21 protein-coding genes are annotated in these 17,579 nt (G+C 45.1%); 15 read left to right on the top strand and 6 right to left on the bottom strand.

What is annotated here, in order from left to right:
• Positions 1-137: 137 nt before the first annotated feature.
• A complete protein-coding gene (locus ACLWBB_RS11690; RefSeq protein ID WP_413287696.1) occupies positions 138-632 on the top strand; it encodes a hypothetical protein in 495 nt (164 codons plus the stop codon).
• A 56-nt stretch (positions 633-688) separates the two neighbouring features.
• Here the strand turns inward: ACLWBB_RS11690 and ACLWBB_RS11685 are convergent, their stop codons facing one another.
• From ACLWBB_RS11685 to ACLWBB_RS11675, 3 genes are all read right to left on the bottom strand, one after another.
• On the bottom strand, positions 689-1,108 hold the full coding sequence (locus ACLWBB_RS11685) for a VOC family protein (RefSeq protein WP_413287695.1): 420 nt from the start codon (positions 1,106-1,108) through the stop codon (positions 689-691).
• A gap of 190 nt (positions 1,109-1,298) precedes the next feature.
• On the bottom strand, positions 1,299-1,520 hold the full coding sequence (infA, locus tag ACLWBB_RS11680) for a translation initiation factor IF-1 (protein WP_413287694.1): 222 nt from the start codon (positions 1,518-1,520) through the stop codon (positions 1,299-1,301).
• A 31-nt stretch (positions 1,521-1,551) separates the two neighbouring features.
• Positions 1,552-1,860, bottom strand: a complete 309-nt coding sequence (locus tag ACLWBB_RS11675) for an RNA recognition motif domain-containing protein (RefSeq protein ID WP_413287693.1) — start codon at positions 1,858-1,860, stop codon at positions 1,552-1,554.
• 274 nt (positions 1,861-2,134) lie between these two features.
• On the opposite strand from ACLWBB_RS11675, the gene ACLWBB_RS11670 reads away from it, so the two are divergent.
• The 11 genes from ACLWBB_RS11670 to ACLWBB_RS11620 all read left to right on the top strand — a co-directional run bounded on the left by ACLWBB_RS11670 (position 2,135) and on the right by ACLWBB_RS11620 (position 10,671).
• Positions 2,135-3,304: a sensor histidine kinase gene (locus ACLWBB_RS11670; protein WP_413287692.1), complete on the top strand. Its 1,170-nt coding sequence runs from the start codon at positions 2,135-2,137 to the stop codon at positions 3,302-3,304.
• Positions 3,305-3,410: 106 nt separating this feature from the next.
• Complete coding sequence (locus tag ACLWBB_RS11665; RefSeq protein ID WP_413287691.1) at positions 3,411-3,902, top strand: organic solvent tolerance protein; 492 nt, start codon at positions 3,411-3,413, stop codon at positions 3,900-3,902.
• Positions 3,903-3,912: 10 nt separating this feature from the next.
• Positions 3,913-4,290 (top strand): RidA family protein, encoded by a 378-nt coding sequence (locus ACLWBB_RS11660; protein WP_413287690.1) that lies wholly within the window; start codon positions 3,913-3,915, stop codon positions 4,288-4,290.
• 58 nt (positions 4,291-4,348) lie between these two features.
• Positions 4,349-4,864 carry a YdcF family protein gene (locus tag ACLWBB_RS11655; RefSeq protein ID WP_413287689.1) on the top strand — a complete coding sequence of 172 codons (516 nt, stop codon included), beginning with the start codon at positions 4,349-4,351 and terminating at the stop codon, positions 4,862-4,864.
• A 50-nt stretch (positions 4,865-4,914) separates the two neighbouring features.
• Positions 4,915-5,751: an ABC transporter permease gene (locus ACLWBB_RS11650; protein WP_413287688.1), complete on the top strand. Its 837-nt coding sequence runs from the start codon at positions 4,915-4,917 to the stop codon at positions 5,749-5,751.
• Positions 5,751-6,479, top strand: a complete 729-nt coding sequence (locus ACLWBB_RS11645) for an ATP-binding cassette domain-containing protein (RefSeq protein ID WP_413287687.1) — start codon at positions 5,751-5,753, stop codon at positions 6,477-6,479. Before ACLWBB_RS11650 ends, ACLWBB_RS11645 begins: the two co-directional genes overlap by 1 nt.
• Complete coding sequence (locus tag ACLWBB_RS11640; RefSeq protein ID WP_413287686.1) at positions 6,476-7,450, top strand: MlaD family protein; 975 nt, start codon at positions 6,476-6,478, stop codon at positions 7,448-7,450. Before ACLWBB_RS11645 ends, ACLWBB_RS11640 begins: the two co-directional genes overlap by 4 nt.
• Positions 7,451-7,610: 160 nt before the next feature.
• Positions 7,611-7,907, top strand: coding sequence for a hypothetical protein (locus ACLWBB_RS11635; RefSeq protein ID WP_413287685.1), 297 nt, complete (start codon positions 7,611-7,613; stop codon positions 7,905-7,907).
• A gap of 120 nt (positions 7,908-8,027) precedes the next feature.
• A complete protein-coding gene (locus ACLWBB_RS11630; RefSeq protein ID WP_413287684.1) occupies positions 8,028-8,966 on the top strand; it encodes a hypothetical protein in 939 nt (312 codons plus the stop codon).
• Between the two features lie 67 nt (positions 8,967-9,033).
• Complete coding sequence (locus ACLWBB_RS11625; RefSeq protein WP_413287683.1) at positions 9,034-9,336, top strand: hypothetical protein; 303 nt, start codon at positions 9,034-9,036, stop codon at positions 9,334-9,336.
• An 84-nt stretch (positions 9,337-9,420) separates the two neighbouring features.
• Positions 9,421-10,671 carry an FtsX-like permease family protein gene (locus ACLWBB_RS11620; RefSeq protein WP_413287682.1) on the top strand — a complete coding sequence of 417 codons (1,251 nt, stop codon included), beginning with the start codon at positions 9,421-9,423 and terminating at the stop codon, positions 10,669-10,671.
• On the opposite strand, the gene ACLWBB_RS11615 is transcribed toward ACLWBB_RS11620, so the two are convergent.
• Both ACLWBB_RS11615 and ACLWBB_RS11610 read right to left on the bottom strand, forming a co-directional pair.
• Positions 10,668-11,495 carry a 2,3,4,5-tetrahydropyridine-2,6-dicarboxylate N-succinyltransferase gene (locus tag ACLWBB_RS11615; protein ID WP_413287681.1) on the bottom strand — a complete coding sequence of 276 codons (828 nt, stop codon included), beginning with the start codon at positions 11,493-11,495 and terminating at the stop codon, positions 10,668-10,670. The two genes, ACLWBB_RS11620 and ACLWBB_RS11615, sit on opposite strands and share 4 nt — an antisense overlap.
• Positions 11,496-11,497: 2 nt before the next feature.
• A complete protein-coding gene (locus ACLWBB_RS11610; RefSeq protein WP_413287680.1) occupies positions 11,498-12,154 on the bottom strand; it encodes a M14 family zinc carboxypeptidase in 657 nt (218 codons plus the stop codon).
• A gap of 58 nt (positions 12,155-12,212) precedes the next feature.
• Here ACLWBB_RS11610 and lysA point away from each other — a divergent pair, with 58 nt between their 5' ends.
• The 3 genes from lysA to ACLWBB_RS11595 all read left to right on the top strand — a co-directional run bounded on the left by lysA (position 12,213) and on the right by ACLWBB_RS11595 (position 16,738).
• The gene (gene lysA, locus ACLWBB_RS11605; protein ID WP_413287679.1) at positions 12,213-13,415 is read left to right on the top strand and encodes a diaminopimelate decarboxylase; all 1,203 of its coding nucleotides are present in this window, start codon (positions 12,213-12,215) and stop codon (positions 13,413-13,415) included.
• A gap of 70 nt (positions 13,416-13,485) precedes the next feature.
• Complete coding sequence (locus ACLWBB_RS11600) at positions 13,486-14,931, top strand: hypothetical protein (protein ID WP_413287678.1); 1,446 nt, start codon at positions 13,486-13,488, stop codon at positions 14,929-14,931.
• Positions 14,932-15,010: 79 nt separating this feature from the next.
• Positions 15,011-16,738: a HEAT repeat domain-containing protein gene (locus ACLWBB_RS11595; RefSeq protein WP_413287677.1), complete on the top strand. Its 1,728-nt coding sequence runs from the start codon at positions 15,011-15,013 to the stop codon at positions 16,736-16,738.
• Here ACLWBB_RS11595 and ACLWBB_RS11590 read toward each other — a convergent pair.
• The gene (locus ACLWBB_RS11590; RefSeq protein ID WP_413287676.1) at positions 16,692-17,573 is read right to left on the bottom strand and encodes a LysR family transcriptional regulator; all 882 of its coding nucleotides are present in this window, start codon (positions 17,571-17,573) and stop codon (positions 16,692-16,694) included. The genes ACLWBB_RS11595 and ACLWBB_RS11590 overlap by 47 nt on opposite strands.
• Positions 17,574-17,579: the final 6 nt, after the last annotated feature.

Raw genomic sequence — 17,579 nt, 5'->3', positions numbered from 1 at the left:
AATTCTCATGTTCTTTCTAGAGGGAAAAAAAGTTCACGAGGTCAAAAAAAATCACATGAAATTTGTTTTTTAAGATATAAATTTCCCAGTTTTTAAAACATCCTCTCGACGTGAAGTCGGAGAAAGCAAGGGAACTTATGAAAAAGAGTTTTTTGATTTTTGCGGTTTCAATGTTGTCATTAGCTCAATCAGCATTGGCTGAAACTTCCACAGTAAAACCGTTTGGCGTAGTTATCGTTTCTAAAGAATTACAAATCGAGGCCGTACGTGCGACTTTGTACTGCCATCGTAATTCAATGATTGGTGGTGATACTTTTGAAAAATCTGTCAATGCGACAGTGAAAGTGCAAAGCCCGACAGAATATGTTGTTTCTATTCCGGGATCTAAAGTTTCTACCAGAAGATCTTTCCAAGGTTTCGACAACTGCACCTATCGAGTTCATGTTGCAACAAACGAAAACGGTGTTGCGAATACTTTGGTTGCTTATGAATCAAATCATGGCGCGATCAACATCGCCCTCTTTATTTCAGACGAGCTGACAGCTACATTGCAAAGACGTTTGCACTATTCAGAGTTGATTAAAGACAACTCTAAAGATGGTGGAGCCTACTTAAAGCTTCAACAGAAGTAAGACCTAAAAAAGGCACAGCTAAGAACTGTGCCTTTTTTATTTGCGAGATGCTTGTGTTATCCTTGCGGCGGAAGAGCCGACATATCCATCCAATAAGACTCCCAAATGTGTCCATCTGGATCTTCAAAGATACGACCATACATGAAATCTAAATCTTGAGCCGGAAGTGGGTCCGCTTTTCCACCGGCCTGAGCGGCTTTTTTAACAATTGCATCGACGTTGCTTTTGCTGTCGCTAGAGATCGCGAGCATCACTTGCGCTGAAGTTTTAGCATCAGGGATCGTCTTCGTTGTAAACTGTTTCCATTTCGGGTGAGTAAGCACCATGACGAAAATCGTCTCTGACAAAACCATGCAAATGCCGGTTTCATCCGAGAATTGTGGATTGTAAGTAAAACCAATGGCTTGATAGAATGCTTTTGATCGTTCAAGGTTGGTCGTTGGCAAGTTGATAAAGATCATTTGCGGATTTTTCATAGAGGCTCCTTCTCAGGAATATTTAAAAACCTCTGGAAAACGGATTCAAGTGCTTTATTGAGTTTTGGACCTGATTTTAAAGTCATAGATTGGTTAAATAACAGAGGATGAGGAGTGTTCACCCCATCCTCTATGTTATTACCATCGGAAGCATTTCACAAATTTATAGAAAACCAAGTATTAGATAAATCTAGAATTTGTGTCGATGGAGAATAAGGCCGTGTGTAGGATCGTAAGGTGATAGTCCGACAGTCACTCGATCTCCAGTCACGACTTTAATTTTGAATCTTTTCATCTTTCCGCAAAGCTTGGCAGAAATATCAACTCCATTGTCTAGAGTGATAAAAAACACACCACCACCGGATAGATTGGATACTTTTCCTTCAAAACTGACGAGGTCATCTTTCGCCATAGGTTCCTCCTTTCAGAGAAAGGAAAAACTTTTAGTAGCGAGGACGGTCACCAAAGTTACGACGTCCGCCGCTGCGGTTGTTATCTCGCGGAACCATTGGTTTTGCTTCGCTAACGTTCAAAGCTCTACCAGAGTGATCAGCGCCATTCAGTTTTTCAATGGCAGCTTGTGCGTCTGCTTCAGCTGACATTTCAACAAAAGCAAAACCTTTGCTGCGGCCTGAGTCGCGATCCATGACAATTTTTGCAGAATCAACTTGTCCAAATTGCGAGAACAAATCAACTAGTGATTGATCATCGATACTGAACGATAAGTTTCCAACGTATATTTTTTTTCCCATTTTTGCCTCCTGTAAAAGCACTTTAGGCCATTCGCAGAAAGACAATAGAGCATCTAATGAATTACGAGAACGACGGTTATGTATCTATAAGCTACCTTTTAGCTTGAAAAGCTAGAACTATTTAAGAAAGATTTTTTTGATCAGGTCACATCGATTGGAGTCGATTTGGACTAAAAATATAGATGTTTGCGAAAAACTGTCATGCAATCACTTTTTGTCTTTAAACAACTTGGGTACTAGCAGAGCGAGTGTTAAAAGAATGTTTGGAGACGATATGGATTTTGAAACAATTCGAAGTGATTTGAATTCCAACCGAACTTTGGCGGGTGTGTTTCTGTCCAAAAATCGCGACAAAATCAAGACAATTTGGGAACAGAAGATCGCCGAAAGAAATTTGAAAATAGACGGGGATAAGCTTCCAGTGATTGCGAAAGCACTTGGAATTTTCATTGATGAGCTTTCTTTGATGTTGCAGCAAACAGATTCAGCTCCAGAAAAATTAACAGAACATGCCATGTCGAAACTTTACGGTGGGGAAAAGGCTATTGTTGAAGGCTATCCTCTCTCTCGTCTTTTGTTGGAGTTTGGGCTTGTTCGCGAGATTATTATAGCGGAGCTTCAGAAAGGAATTTCTCTTGCCCCCGAAACTCATAGATTTATAGATAGAACCATTGACGTCGCTATGTCTCTGGCCGCGACCGAGTTTGAAAAAGTTCAGAATATTCGGTTGCAAGAAACGATTGCCAAGGTTGAAGCCAGCAATCGAGACCTGGATGAATTCGCGATGGTTGCAGCTCATGATCTGAATTCTCCATTAGCCACGGTCACTAGTTTGTTAGGTCTTGTGCGGGAAAGTGTTCCAGGGAATTCGCCGCACGAAGTTGAGGAGTATATTGGCTATATGGAGCAAACCCTGACAAGGATGAGGAGCCTTGTCATCAGCCTCCTTGAGTATGCGCGTTTGAGCAAATCAAAGACAAAGTTTCAAAAAGTGTTATTAGCAGACGTGCTTCAAGCAGCCGTACAAAATTTAACAGATCTCGTAGAGAAAAATTCTGCCCGGATAGAGTATGGTACTTTGCCTGAAATCACAGGAGATTTTAATTTATTGTCCCTGGTTTTTCAGAATTTGATCTCTAACTCTATTAAGTATCGGGGAGCTTCAGGCCCAGAAATAAAAATCTCGATCCTCGAAACAAATCCAAAAGCTTGGACTGTTTCCATCAAAGATAATGGTGTTGGATTTGAAACTAAAGACACCGAAGAGATTTTCAAACTTTATAAAAGGCTCGAAAATAAGACCGACCAGCCGGGAGCTGGAATTGGCCTCGCAACGTGCCGAAGGATCATAGAGCTTCACGGTGGGAAGATATGGGCGGAGTCTCAGCCTGGAAAGGGCTCTACCTTCTTCTTCACATTGCCAGTATTCCAATATGTCGGATGACTCAGTATTTCTTAAACTTCACCTATTTTTGCGGCAAGACTTATTTGCGCTTGAATTTCCACAGCTTTTTGGACTTTAATAGGCAGCTGATTTCAAGGAGACATCTATGCGTTTAACAGCTGCTTTTTTAAGCATTTTGGTTGCAACATCATTGTTTTCGAACACGGCTTCGGCGAAAGAGCTCGCGAATCGCCTTGGTATCGGGGTGAAGAACGATACTTCGATCAACATTCCTTCTATGGCGGTGAGTTATTATCCAACTCCAGAGATCGGTTTGACCGGTGGTTTGGGAATTGACACGCGCAAAGACAACTCTGCGTTCTCTTTGAACGGGGGCGTTCGCCGCATCATTTTCAAAGAAGACAATATGAACTTTTTCATGGGTGGCGAGCTTGGCTTGATCAACCAAGAAATTGCAACAGACAAACAATCTGGCTTTTATTTGAGCGGTCTTTTTGGGGCGGAATTCTTCTTCGCAGGTCTTGAGAATTTAAGTTTCTCTTTCCAAGGCGGAGTTGGAGTCGTTTCTTTGGACGACGTACGTTTCAGAACTATCGGTGATAGCCCATTCCAAGCGGCTGTAATTTTCTACTTCTAAGGGGTCCTAAATGAAAAAAATTATCTCTACAGATCAAGCTCCTAAAGCCATTGGTCCTTATTCTCAAGCCGTGCAAATGGGTTCTTTCTTGTTTTGCTCTGGTCAAATTCCTATCAACCCGCAAACTAACGAAGTTTTCACGGGTGATATCAAAACTCAAACTGAGATGGTTATGAAAAACATCGAAGGAGTTTTGAAAGCAGCTGATATGAACTTCGGCCACATCGTAAAAACTACGATCTTCATCACTAGCATGAGCGATTTTGCGACTGTAAACGAAGTATATGCCAAAGCCTTTACGTCTGAGCCTCCAGCTCGTTCGACGGTGGCTGTTGCAGCTTTGCCAAAAGGCGTGAATGTTGAAATTGAGGTTTTAGCTCATCGCTAACGAGTTCGTAAAAACCCTTATCCGCAAGAAGAGCTTTTGGGCCTTGCTGGTCTTGGCCTTGGCGATTCTATTTCGTTTTAGCTCTGAATACAGGGATGTCATTGATGAACCGGTGACGTCCTGGACGCAAACTCATACTGCCGATTGCGCCGTCGTTCTTACCGGAGGCGCGGGCAGGGTGCGTGAGGGCTTTGATCTTCTTTCTAATCAACATGTGAAAAAGTTAATTATCTCGGGTGTAAATCCGAACTCACGCTTGCGTGAAATCATGCCGGTGTGGAGTTTCTACGGGACACTTCGTGAGGATGATGTGGTGTTAGAAAAACGCTCTGAAACCACTTACGGAAATGCTCAGCAGAGTCTTTCTATTGTCGAAGCACTTCGTTGCCGTGATATTATTTTGGTTACTTCCAGATTGCACATGCATCGCTCTTACAAGACCTTCCGAGGGGCGTTTCCTGAGAATATCGAAATCATTAAACACGCTGTTGTTGCTGGTCGGTATGAAGTTGGCTTTTTCGAGGCCTCTTTTGAGGCACTGAAATCACTTTTTTACTCTCTCTGGGCCTACTAATCGACCAAGGTCTTGTGTGGTTTTGAGGGCACTTTGCCGATAAAAATCACATGGGAAGTTTATGGCTAAGACTCGATGCGCGTATATGTGCTTTGGGTCGTTCTGTGACGAAAAATATTGATTACACCTTGAGAGTTCTTCTTATGGTGTATTTGTCTATGCGTGCAGCTGTGCTGGATCAGGCACAAGGTTTCCGCACGATCGTTAGCGTGATCTCGGCGCAAATCTATTTCACAGGCTGGCAAGCATTGCCTTTGATTTCTGTGATGGCGTTAGCAACGGGAAGCGTTTTGGTTTTGCAATCCATGGCAAATTTAAGTCTTCTTGGCGGAACTCAAATGATCGGGAATTTCCTGATCGTGATGGTGGTTCGTGAAGCAGGACCACTCCTTGTCGCCCTTGTGGTGATTGCGCGTTCTGGAACTGCGGTGGCCAGTGAAATCGGCAATATGCGTGCAAATCGTGAGATCGAAGCCCTCGAGAGCATGGGTATTAATCCGCTTAGTTTCATTGTTTTCCCCCGTGTTTTAGGTGGCGTGATCAGTGTTCTCTGTTTGGCGTTTTATTTTAACGTGCTTGCACTCATTGGTGGTTTCTTCCTGACGAAGTTTTTGCAGGATATGCCGTTCACGTTCTATCTAGATTCTTTAATGAGAGGTTTTGCTCAAGAAGATCTTCTCATCTTTTTAGCTAAGAACAGTTTCAGTGGAATGATCATCTTTGTGGTTTCTTGCTATCAGGGCCTATCGGTCAAGAAGAGTCCGCATGAAGTTCCTCAGGTCACCACGCAAGCCGTGGTGAATAGCGTGATCTACGTGGTGGTGTTTAACCTCACGGTTACGGCGCTATTCTATTTGAACCAACTACAAAGACTGGGAGTTGTCTAATGGCAGAGAACAATAACTTAAAAATTGATAGTATGAAGTTTGAAGCTCTGACATTTGCCCACGAAGGACAAACTGCGTTGATTCGTAATGCCGACTTCGAATTCCCAATGAATGAAGTCGTATGGGTGAAGGGGACTGAGGGCCAAGGTAAATCAAGCCTTTTGCAAGTTTTGGCAGGCCTTTTGAATCCACAATCTGGTTTTTTCTATATCAACGATCAAAACGTTCTTGATATGTCTTTCGAAGAATTTTTGCCATACCGTTTGGCGATCGGTTACACGTTTGATTACGGTGGTTTGATTAGCAACCGTACCGTGTATGACAATTTGATGTTGCCTTTGGCTTATCACAAATTGATCCCTATGAATGAGGCGAAAGAGCGCGTTGAAGAGATCATTAAATTATTTGATATTAATAAATTTGCCCATGAAAGACCGGCTCATATCCCAGGTCGCGTAAGAAAGCTAACTTGCTTGCTTCGTGCTTTGGTGATGCGCCCGCAAGTGCTTTTAATGGATGACCCTTCTGTAGGTCTTGGTCAGGACACTCTTTATACCTTCGTAGACTATATTCATACTCTCAGAAAAGAAGGGCACCTGAAGCACATCTTCATGAGTTCTTATGATGAAAAATACATGAGCTTATTCAATTACCAAATTATTCATATCGATGACGGTCAGATTTATCTTCAGACAGTAGAGCAGGACAAGAAGGTGGTTCACCTATGAAGCACAAGTTCAATAAGTTTGAACGAGTTGCAGGGGCTTTCGTTTTACTCGCGATCGGCGGCGTGCTTGTCACGGCTGTGAGCGTAGCCATTCGACAAGGTTGGTTTGCAACGAAAATTCACTATTCGACGATGTTTGAAAATGCCGACGGGATTCATCCAGGCACTTTAGTGCAAATGGCGGGTCTTCGCGCCGGCGCCGTTGAAGACGTCGAACTTCAGCAAGATAATAAAATCAAAGTTAGCTTTTATGTCTTAGGTAAATTTCAACCGCGTATCCGTCAGGACAGTACAACTCAGTTGATTCGTCCATTTATTATCGGGGACCGCGTTTTAGAAGTAACTGTAGGAAGCGAAGTTTCTCCGTTGGTGCCACAACATCATACATTGGCGTCGAATGAAACTATGGACATCATGAGTTTGCTCAGTGGTAAATCTTTGGGCACACATTTGGCGAAGCTGAGCTCTACTCTCGAGAATCTATCTAGCATGGTGCAAGCTTTGACCAGCAAAGATCGTACGCAGTCTTTGGTGCGCATCTTCGACCGCTTGGATCCACTCTTAGCAAGTGTTGAAGTCATGGCAGCAGAGATGACGAAGCTCAGTCGTCAGGCGACTCACAAGGGCAACCTTCAAAGCGTTGTCAGTAACTTGGCTGTAACGACTCAGGAGTTAAATAATATTTTGCCGGAGCTAAATCGCGAAAACCCAGAGTTGGCTAAGGACATTGCTCAGATGAGTAAGAACCTGAATACTTTGACTCGTGACTTCAAAGTATTGGGCCCAGCGTTAAACGCGGTGGGACCAGAACTCCCGCAAGCTACCAAGCGTGCGGTGGAAGCATTGAATGAAACTGTCATTATGTTAAAGGCAATGCAGAAGAGTGTATTCATGCGCGGCAGCGTCCAAGAAGTGAAGGATGAAGAGGCCAAGGCTGCCCGCAAACCTGCGGCCAGCGAGGAAAAGAAGTAGGGTTGACGAAAAAATCGACCCCGTCTTTTAATATCTGTTCCACTTAAGTGCATTTGATTATCAATTGCTTTTCGTTTCGAAAAATCTTCGGCCTGGAAGTTGACCAAAATAAACACTCCCCACTAGGTTGTGCTCAAACATTACTAATGGGGGTTCTCAAATGAAAACTATCATCGTACTTGCATCTTTGCTTGTATCTTTCTCTGCATCTGCAGCTAGCCACTACGGCACACTTTCTTTCTCTGGTGGCGAATACCACTGCTCTTTCGAAAACAACGGTTCTGCAAAGAACATGAAATGGGTTGTTTTCGCTTTGGAAAGACGCGCTGGTAAAGAGCGTGATGTACAATTCCAACAAGCTGTTAACGCTACTGTTGGTGCTGGCGAAACTATCACTGTTGACTCTGGTATCGGTGGCAACTTTGCTGGTTGGTACTGCAAATTCTTGTCTAGATAGTATCTAGATAGAATTTAAAGTTCTACGCTTAAAAAGCCTCTTACTCTGTAAGGGGCTTTTTTATTTTTACTGTATTTCTTTTCTTTACAGTGCGGCTCATGGCTAATAGCCTTCTATCCCATGAGATTTCTTGCCGCTCTCTTACTCCTGTCAGTGATTAGCTGCGTTAGCAGCACAAAGCCTCCTTTAAACCCCACTAAGACGGTCGTCGAAGTCGTTGAATTGAAAAATCTGAAATTTAGCGCCGATAGTTTCTTGGCGGCCCGCACGGATTTGCAGTTTCAAGAAATCCCTTCAGATCCCAAGTACATGTCCTGGGCGGGGGAATCTGTTGAGCGCGTAAATAATTTAGTTTCTTCCGATGATTGGGTTCCAAAGGTCAAAATTAAATTGATGTTTGAAGCAGCTATCAAAGGAAAGAACGGAAAAGTTCTGCAGGTCCCAATCTCGATCATCGATAGTTATCAAGAGCCTTTGGAGTCATCTCTTCGTATTGGCATGCTTGAAATGAAGGACGACAAAGAATCCTTCCAACTCACTGTTGCGCATGAATACGCCCATCTTGTTTTTGAAAACGCGAGTCGTCGCTCGGGCGTGACGAGCTCAACAGACGGAAGCATTCCGTTCTGGCCAAAGCCTGTTTATGAAGGTGTTGCAGATTTATTGGCGAGTTTTGCATTCGGGGTCGATAGGACTGCAAGCGAAACCAACTGGTCTGTCAGAAAGATCGGTGAATTTGCCGACATCAACCAAGCTAGAAATGTTAAAGATGACACTGTCCTAAGAGCGTCTGTTGCGTTTAAAAAAATGGGATTGATTCCAAAGTATCCGATCTACAGCGACTGGTTGGTACAAGTGGATCGCTTTATCAAGACCAATGGGGGAGTTGATCCCTACGCCGAAGGTCGATGGTTTGCAGGAGTTTTGAAGAAACAAACTCAAAGCACAGAACAGCAAAAAGCCCTTGTCGCTGTTCTGATTCAAAAGGCCAAATCAGGAGCACCTGTCAAAGACACTCAGGAGTTTTCTGAGCAAGTGCTGAGGTCCTTAAAAAACTAAAATATTTGCGAAGAGCTCATCTTGTTGGATATGATTTTTAGATCAAAGAAGCGAACAGGATGAGCGCGTGAAAAAAACAAATTTAGTATTAGCATTCAGTCTAGCCGGATTCCTAGTGGTCGGCTGCGGTCTTAAAGTCATTAATCCCAACGACAAAAATCCGAACGAAGGCACTTTGGCTCTGCAAACGGGCGAAGGCGGGATTAAAATTACGGGTACCTACTCTTGCAAACTTCAATCTATGGGAAATCGCTTCTGGGGCATGGGTAATACAGAAGAAGATGCACGCAAGGAAGTAATGGCGAAATGCCAAAGTCACACCGTTTTGTCTTTTTGTGATGTATCAAAAGCCACCTGCATGAAAAACTAAGCGCCTTGCCGGCGCGGCGCGCCACACAGGGCGCGCACATACTTTTTGGTGGTCAAAGCCAATAGGTCCCACGACAATGGTGGGATGCTCGTTCGAGATTTTTTCAGTCATTTTATTTTTTCAAAAAGAGCAGGGGCTCTCGTTAAACGTCTGGCATGGCTTTCAGTTGGTGCCATCGCTTTGAGTGTGACAGCGTTTCTAGTGGTGCTATTTGTAATGAACGGCATGAACGCCAGCATTCATAAACGCATTTTGTCTTTGGAACCCCACTTGTATGTGACTGTAAACGGTGTCAGTCGTGGCAATCTTTTAGAAATACATCCGGTCTTTCAACGTCTGAAAGAAACACCCGAGAACAAAGCCTACGTTTATGAAACTCAAGATGTGATCTTACGCACGATGGACGGACAGTTCCATGGGGCCATCGCCCGCGGAGTCAGCCAAGAGAGTCTAAAATTCATGGTCGAGCAGCTTCATAAGATGGAAGACTCGAAGAAAAAGCAGCACGAAAATGTTCAGTTCTGGAGCCCCGAAGAGCTTCCCGGCAAAGGTGAAGTGGTGCTTGGCGTAGATTTAGCTCGGTCTCTCGGAGTTTTCGAAGGCGACTACCTGACAATCGTTCCGCCAGAGGGCTTGTTATTGCCACCAGGCGAGTCTCCGAAATTTGAAAAGGTTCGTATTAGTAAAATTATTTCGACGAACCTTGCGGACCTTGATTCGCAATTTGTGTTTTATCAAAGAAACGCAACGCTCAATACTTTGGCATCGGCTGCAAGTCGCAAAGTAGGGATCGAGGTTTGGACTCCAGACGGAAAAAATCTCGAGGACCTTAAAACAGAAGTGGAAAAATTCAGCGATGTCATGGCAGAGACATGGATGGATCGTAACTCTGTTTTGTTCTTTGCGCTGAAACTTGAAAAATTGATGATCGGTGTTTTCTTAGGCCTTGCCGGTCTTATTGCTGCAAGTTCTATTTTGTCAGTACTCGCACTTTTGATGTCGCAAAAGAAACGCGATATTGCGATTCTAAAAACGCTGGGTCTTTCTAGTCAGCGCACGGTTAAGATTTTCACTCAGATGGGAATGATGCTTTCTGCAATTGGGATTATTCCAGGGGTGGTTCTCGGGACTGCATTAAGTTTGTATATCGAGAAAAATCCGATCAATGTGTTGCCGGATATTTATTATGACTCTCAGGTTCCAGCCCTTGTGGACGTGAACTTAATCTGGGGAGTCCTGATTGTCGGGCTTTTGGTTTGTTTGGGCGGAGCTTGGTATCCGGCTCGAACTTCTACTGAAATCGAGCCGGCTCGCGCCCTTCGTGTAAAAAACTAAACCGAAACTTGGAAGTCGCGAAGAGCATCTGTCAAAGATGTCTTCAAGTCCGTGCTTGGCTTTCTTTGGCCGATGATCAATGCGCACGGAGTGCCGTATTCGCCGGCCGCGAACTTCTTCATCACAGTACCAGGAATGACAACGGAGTTTTTAGGAACTCGTCCGTTGTAGACTTTTTCTTGAGCGCCCGTTACATCGATAATTTTTGTAGAAGCAGTGATCGTCACGCCGGCACCTAAGACAGCGCCTTCTTCGATCACGGCACCTTCAACAACGATACAGCGACTGCCAATGAACGCGTTGTCTTCAACAATCACGGGACTTGCTTGAATAGGTTCAAGAACGCCGCCAATACCTACGCCACCTGACAAGTGAACGTTTTTACCGATTTGTGCGCAAGAGCCCACAGTCGCCCATGTATCCACCATTGTGCCAGACCCTACGTAAGCGCCGATGTTTACATAAGAGGGCATCAAGATCGCGCCACTTTCAACGAAAGAACCTTTACGAGCGATCGCATGTGGAACAGCGCGAACACCTTCGCTGCCATTCCATTTTTTTACTGGGATTTTGTCGTAGTAATTAAAATCTCCGGCTTGCATCAAACTCATTTTTTGCAAACGGAAGTAAAGCAGAATGCCTTTTTTGATCCACTCATTGGTGGTCCATTGGCCTTCGATTTTTTCACAAACACGCAGTGTACCTGTGTCCAGGCCTTGAATAGTTTGTTCAATCGCGGCTTTCTTATCAAAAGAAAGATCGTCGATTTTTGCTCCTGCTTGCACTTCGTCCCAGATTTGTAGAATTGAATTTGCAAAGTCCATGTTTACTTCCTTTTCTCAGTCACTTTCAAGGCTTCCAAAATCGCTGGCACATGCATCTTTAAGATGGCCGCGTGATCCTGGCCGCGTTCAATTTCATAAGTCAAAGTTGGCGACGTGCGCTCAAGTCCCGCATACGTCCCCAAACAACCCGGAGTCGGATAGCCGATATCATCATCGATTTTATAACCTGTGTGTTTTGCCAAAACTTCGGCCTCGGCCCGGCAATCCCCATTGACGTTCAAAACCGGATGCCATGAGTGCAAAGACAAAATCCATTTTGGTTTTTTCTCGTCGATATATTTCATCAAAGCTTGGTTTTCAGGCTCGCTGCCAGCAGCAGGCCCTGGATGATAACGTGGAGTTTTTACTTCAGGAGACCAATCTTTAGTCTTCAAGTTACGGTTTAAGTCGACGCCACGGGCGTTGCCGCGGGTTTTATTCATGACCCCTTCGATATTGAATTGGGGAACCAAAACGAGATTCAGATGATACGGGAAGGACTCCATGAAGCGGCCCAATAGAGCCTGCGCAGCCAGAACACCCTCAACCTCATCGCCGTGGACTCCGCCTAAAATTAGAACTTCGGGGCCTGAGTTACGGAACTCGTAGGCTATGATGGGTAGTCCCAAAGAGCTATATCCAAAAACAGATGTTTTCATAAGTCGTCCTTCTCGTTAGACTCACAAGAGGTCCCATAAAACCTCATGAGGATGAGAGATGTCAAAAGCGAAGTTGTATTTGCAATATGAGAAGCAAAAATTGGTGCTAGGCCCCCAAAAAAAGGCCCTCTTTTCATTGGTAAGTAACTACCAAAGGCCCACTTATGTTTACGATTTGGATATCCTCAAAGAGCGGGTTCAGATTTTCCAAAAAGCGCTGCCTGGAGTGCAAGTTTATTACGCGATGAAAGCGAATTCTCACCCGCAGGTTTTACAATGTCTTCACAGCCTTGGTTGTGGCTTGGATGTTGTCAGTGGCGGAGAAATCCGTCGTGCTCAAGAGTGCGGATTTAAACCCCAAGCCTTGATCTATAGCGGAGTCGGCAAGACTCATAAAGAGATCCGTCAAACTTTGGAAATGGGTTTAGAACAAATCAATGTTGAAAGCATTCCAGAGCTTCGTCGAATTGCTAAGATTGCCAAAGAAATGAACAAGAAGACCAATGTGGTTTTCCGCCTGAATCCTGATGTGGATATCGAGACCCATCCGTATATCGCAACAGGCTTGCACAATAATAAATTCGGCATGGCCTTTACGGATTTGCCAGAGTTAAAAACGGTCCTAAAAGAAAACTCTGAGTGCCTGATTTTCAAAGGTGTGAGTTTGCATCTGGGATCGCAAATGCACAATCTGTCGGGTTTCCGTGATGCTTTGAAGTTGTTGCGTCCGGTGTATGAAGATCTGCAAAAAGAATTTCCAAGTTGCGACACCTTTGACGTTGGTGGCGGTCTTGGGATTTTCTACGACACTCAGGAAATCGAAGCTGAAGAAAAATTGTTGCAGGATTATGCGAACATTGTTTTCACAGAACTCAAAGGCCTGCGTGCGAAAATTCAAACAGAGCCCGGACGTTGGCTAGTTGCCCATGCCGGAGTTTTGCTAACACAAGTGCAGTATTTGAAAAAAACATCGGTAAAGAATTTTGCCATCGTCGATACGGGCATGCACCACTTGCTCCGTCCAACTCTGTATGGAGCGCATCACCGGGTCTGGACTCTGAATGAAAAATCAGAGAACGGCACTAAGAAATACGACGTTGTTGGTCCCATTTGCGAGTCTGGTGACTTCTTGGCCTCGGATCGCGATCTCTCGGAGCTACAAGAAGGGGACTTCTTGGTGATCGGAGATGTCGGCGCTTATGGTTTTGTCATGCGTTCGGATTACAATCTGCAAGATCCGCCCGAGGAAGTGTTCCTTTAGAAGAGAACCCTTCCTTGGTCGCGTAGACCCTGTTTAGAAAATCCCCAAAAATGGATCTATGGGGGTTTTCATGATCCGTGTCTTGTTAGTTTCTCTTTTAACTTTTTCCGTTCAGTGTTCTTCGACTTCTAGAAAACCTTCGTCGACAGATTCGACAATCATTCAAGAGGAAACTCAGAAGTATATCGCAACCGTTAGCAGTCCCGATTACAACAAAGACAGTTGTGGTGCGATTTTAGGGAGCTTGCAAACCAATCTTAAAAACTTGGATTGGAATGCATACACCAACGACGATTTGAAGGCCAACGCTGCAAAGACAGCAGGTCTTTTCTGGCAATTGCGATCAGGTATTCATAAAAAATTGAGCGAAGTGGGCAAGGACTGCATTCTTCAAGCACGCGATGTCTTCCATATGCTCAGAGACGGCGAAGATTACCTTGGTGAATTTGCCTATAACGTGGCGGCTTTAAATCCTGCGGATTTAGATTTCCAAAAGCAGGCGGTGCCGATTTATAACCGCAAAGCTTATCCTCCGTATTTTGTGCGTACAGATCTTGATGATCCAAAGTTTGTATTCAAAAGCGGTGATTTGATGTTAGCGCGCGGAGTGTCTTTTATCAGTGCCATCATTTCTCAGATCAGTGACAATCACTCGCACTACAGCCACGTCGTCTTTGTGAATGTCGATCAAAAAACCTTTGTTCCAAGCACCGTCGAAGCTTATGTGGGTGTGGGATCTAAAGAATACGAAATGGATTTTGCGCTTAAAAACGAGAACGCGCGCTTGTTGGTGTTACGCCCAAAGAGCGCCGAACTCGGCGTTGCAGCGGCTGGTTATGCGATGAAGGCGGCGAACACTCGCATCGCTTATGATTACAATATGAACTTCAAAGACTATAGCGTGATGTCTTGCGTGGAAGTCGCGGTCTATGCCTATGACAAGGCTTCAAAGGGGGCTTTGAAGATTCCCATGTTCCCTGCGCAATTGAATCTTAAAAATGATGATTTCTTAGGCAAGATGAGTCTTCAGCGCGGAAGTTTGGTGACTCCGGATGATTTGGAAACAGACCCGAACTTTGAAATGGTATTGGACTGGAAGGACTATCGCTTGGTGCGAGATTCCCGTCACAAGGATGCCATCTTATCGGAAATGATGCGCTGGTTGGATCAGCTTCAGTACAAATTCCATGATACGCCAAAGTCTTGGGTTGCTAAAAACATCGTTCAGCCAAGCCGTAAGACGCCACTGTGGCCTCTGGTTCAAAAGCTTTTAGGGGCACCGGATATCGACAAAGAGATTCCGCGCAAAACTTTGGGAGTCATGACGGTTCTGAACGATATCGGCAATACGCTTTTAGTAGAGATAAAGAAACAAGACGAGGCTTATATTTCTCGTCATCATCGCCCTATGACCAATCAGCAGCTACGTGAAAGCCTTGAACGTTTCCGTCAAGGGGACTTAGCCAAGTACAACAATGGCGAAAAGTCCTTAGTTCACAAGGCCCTGCGCCCATAAAATGCCGCGTCAAAAAGTGTGAGAGAGCTGGACCTGGACCCGGTGGCAATTTATCTTGGAGCTTTGGAATGGAGGCTTCATGAAGATGAATGTGCTGCGGGCATTGGTTTTGCCATGGCTCCTGCTTTTTGTCCTGATTATTGCCGCAATCGTTGTTGATGGCGTTAAGTTTGCTTTTTTGAACCAGTACTCTCAGTACGCATGGTATGCGCTCTGGGTGGGTGTGGTGTTGTGCTTCTATGCAAATTTTCAAACTCTCAGTAAAGCGGGAATCTGGATTGCGCATTCTCTTCCAAGCAGTCTTAAAAAATCTCAATGGGGCTGGCTCCTGCGTGCAGTGATTGTTGCAGGTGTTGGTTATGGATTCTTTTTAGCAGGGCAAATGACGTGGGCACCGGTCGTTTGGCATGCGGTTGTGATTCCTGTGATTTTTGCGATCTGTTTATTTGTCATCATCCGCAGCGTGATGGGACCGATTCTTGTATGGTGTTCACGTGTTGCTTTCAGCCGCTTCTCGGCCTTTATGTTGAGCATTCCTATTTTTGCAATGGTTCCTGTAACAGCCATGTTCCTGGGAAATACAATTCTGACTGCTTACAAAGCCAGTCGCCCTGATTTTGTGATGGTGCCTTCTGCTCCTAAAGCCGAAGAAGTGCCTACCGCAGAAGCTGGTGATGAAACCAGCGACGTAAAACACGAAATTGCGGCAAAGTCCGAAGTGGCGTTAGAGCTGCATGACGCTGCAAAATCCGGCAAATCTTGCAGTGATAAAAATAAACTCATTCAGGCATCTTTGATCCACAATGGCCCAGACGATGTGGTTTATTGGGCGATTCAAGCTACGAAGTGCGCAGAAATGAAGTCCGTTGTAGGCTTGCCTAAATTAGCGAAGATCATGACGGACCATCCAAATGCGGTCGTGCGCGCGGCTTCGATTCGTATGATGATGAAGTTTTCACGCGAAGACGTAAAGCGCATTGGCTATTTGATCGTCAAAAGAATTTCCGAGAACGAACCTTTGGAAGTGATCGAAGCAGCTTCGGTCGTTTTGCCAAAACTTGGCGAGGACGAAGCGAAGTGGACCATGAAGCGTTTGACGGGCTTGCTGGATAGTTCAAAAGCCAGTGGGGTTGCTTCAAAAGTTTTGGTGCACAACCTTAAGCGCGAAGACCTCGTAGCGGAATATGTTTCCACGCACCTCGGAGAAAACTCTCCGTCGAATCGTCGTGCTATCAGCATGATTTGTTCCTTGCCTAAAGAAAGCCGCAAGATTGCAGAGCCGCACATTGAAAGCATCGTCGCCGCTATTAAAACGGGCGAAGCCAACGATCCAGCAATCGATGCGCTCGAATGCCTGGGTGACCCAGGATACGTGGCGATTCGTCAGGAAGTAATTACGCCAAAACGTTTGGAAAAACCCATTGCCGCACGTGCATTGGCTGAGATGGACGTTAAAAACCAAGAACCTACCGCAAATCTCGAGACCGCAATTACTTGCGCACGTGACCAAGATTCGGAAGTGCGTAAGTGGTGTAGTCAGACGTTAGGTAAAATCGGAGCTCCTGCTTTGCCGCAAATTTTGGATCTCTTAAAATCCGGCGACAAAGATCTGCGGGACTCTGGAACGAATGCTTTGAACTTCTTCAAGGACCCTGTGGCGAAACAGGAACTCGTCAAAGTTCGTGCAGAAAATTCTGGCTGGATGGCAAATCAAAAGAAATTGCAACTTGCTCAAGCCGTGGACAAAGCGCTTCTCAAAATTATGAGCGAGGAGTCCCAAGATCCTCAGAACTCACAGCCTCAATAAAGGCCTGAGCTTGTTTTGAAAGCTGATGCTCTCCGGAGTGGATGAGCATCAGTTTGTAAGTGATTTTCCGACCGATATCTTCCAGCTCTTCGACGGGCTTCACTCCGCTCCACGCAGACGCAATCACATCTGGAATAAAACCTATGCCCATTCCTTGGCGGGCCATCTCGGCAATCGCTTCCCAGTTTTCAACTTCCATTTTGATATGAGGAAGTTCGTCATACTTTTTCTCGTACGCCTTTTTGAGCTCTTCAGCGCCGGGACGTTCTTGAGTGGCAATAAAGTGATGCTTGATGTTTTCTTGGTTTAAGCGCGAACTTGCGACACATTGAAAGTGGCCTTCGTGCAAGATTTGAACGCTGACTCCGCGAACGCTGCCGTCATCAACAACGATCCCGATTTCAGAGCGGCCGCTTTTAACATGATTTACGATCTCAAGCGCGGTACCGATGCTGACTAAGGGGCGTACTTCGGGGTGCTTTTTTAGAAACCGCGTAAGGACTCCGGGTAGGGTGGTTTGGGCCGCACTCGAAGAAGTGGCGATTCTTAAAGGACCCGTGACTTGTCCCTGGAGTCCCTTCAAGCCTTGCTTGAGGTTTTCAAGTGCTCCAAAAACCCCTTCAGAGCGTTCTAGAAGAAGTTGCCCTTCAGGCGTGATTTTAAAGCGGTTTTTAGAGTGAATCAGGAGTTCGCACTCGAAGATTTCTTCAAGCTTTTTAATGCCTTGGCTGATTGCGGGCTGGCTGACAGACAGAGCCTGAGCGGCAGCCGCGACACTGCCCAAGCGGGCGGCAGTGATAAAGTATTGAAGATGGTAAAGGTTTGGTTGATTCATAAATAT

Source organism: Bdellovibrio sp. HCB337 (genome assembly GCF_047302465.1).
Taxonomy (GTDB): Bacteria; Bdellovibrionota; Bdellovibrionia; order Bdellovibrionales; family Bdellovibrionaceae; genus JACMRP01.
This window is presented reverse-complemented; position numbering and strand designations above follow the sequence as displayed.

What these genes read in the sequence shown, in the direction of transcription:
- ACLWBB_RS11645 (WP_413287687.1), top strand. Translation starts at nt 5,751, where the DNA reads ATGGCAGAGAACAATAACTTAAAAATTGATAGTATGAAGTTTGAAGCT.
- ACLWBB_RS11640 (WP_413287686.1), top strand. Translation starts at nt 6,476, where the DNA reads ATGAAGCACAAGTTCAATAAGTTTGAACGAGTTGCAGGGGCTTTCGTT.
- infA (WP_413287694.1), bottom strand. Translation starts at nt 1,520, where the DNA reads ATGGCGAAAGATGACCTCGTCAGTTTTGAAGGAAAAGTATCCAATCTA.
- ACLWBB_RS11670 (WP_413287692.1), top strand. Translation starts at nt 2,135, where the DNA reads ATGGATTTTGAAACAATTCGAAGTGATTTGAATTCCAACCGAACTTTG.
- ACLWBB_RS11650 (WP_413287688.1), top strand. Translation starts at nt 4,915, where the DNA reads ATGGGAAGTTTATGGCTAAGACTCGATGCGCGTATATGTGCTTTGGGT.
- ACLWBB_RS11615 (WP_413287681.1), bottom strand. Translation starts at nt 11,495, where the DNA reads ATGGACTTTGCAAATTCAATTCTACAAATCTGGGACGAAGTGCAAGCA.
- ACLWBB_RS11685 (WP_413287695.1), bottom strand. Translation starts at nt 1,108, where the DNA reads ATGAAAAATCCGCAAATGATCTTTATCAACTTGCCAACGACCAACCTT.
- lysA (WP_413287679.1), top strand. Translation starts at nt 12,213, where the DNA reads ATGTCAAAAGCGAAGTTGTATTTGCAATATGAGAAGCAAAAATTGGTG.
- ACLWBB_RS11675 (WP_413287693.1), bottom strand. Translation starts at nt 1,860, where the DNA reads ATGGGAAAAAAAATATACGTTGGAAACTTATCGTTCAGTATCGATGAT.
- ACLWBB_RS11635 (WP_413287685.1), top strand. Translation starts at nt 7,611, where the DNA reads ATGAAAACTATCATCGTACTTGCATCTTTGCTTGTATCTTTCTCTGCA.
- ACLWBB_RS11660 (WP_413287690.1), top strand. Translation starts at nt 3,913, where the DNA reads ATGAAAAAAATTATCTCTACAGATCAAGCTCCTAAAGCCATTGGTCCT.
- ACLWBB_RS11610 (WP_413287680.1), bottom strand. Translation starts at nt 12,154, where the DNA reads ATGAAAACATCTGTTTTTGGATATAGCTCTTTGGGACTACCCATCATA.
- ACLWBB_RS11595 (WP_413287677.1), top strand. Translation starts at nt 15,011, where the DNA reads ATGAAGATGAATGTGCTGCGGGCATTGGTTTTGCCATGGCTCCTGCTT.
- ACLWBB_RS11620 (WP_413287682.1), top strand. Translation starts at nt 9,421, where the DNA reads ATGCTCGTTCGAGATTTTTTCAGTCATTTTATTTTTTCAAAAAGAGCA.
- ACLWBB_RS11690 (WP_413287696.1), top strand. Translation starts at nt 138, where the DNA reads ATGAAAAAGAGTTTTTTGATTTTTGCGGTTTCAATGTTGTCATTAGCT.
- ACLWBB_RS11600 (WP_413287678.1), top strand. Translation starts at nt 13,486, where the DNA reads ATGATCCGTGTCTTGTTAGTTTCTCTTTTAACTTTTTCCGTTCAGTGT.
- ACLWBB_RS11630 (WP_413287684.1), top strand. Translation starts at nt 8,028, where the DNA reads ATGAGATTTCTTGCCGCTCTCTTACTCCTGTCAGTGATTAGCTGCGTT.
- ACLWBB_RS11590 (WP_413287676.1), bottom strand. Translation starts at nt 17,573, where the DNA reads ATGAATCAACCAAACCTTTACCATCTTCAATACTTTATCACTGCCGCC.
- ACLWBB_RS11665 (WP_413287691.1), top strand. Translation starts at nt 3,411, where the DNA reads ATGCGTTTAACAGCTGCTTTTTTAAGCATTTTGGTTGCAACATCATTG.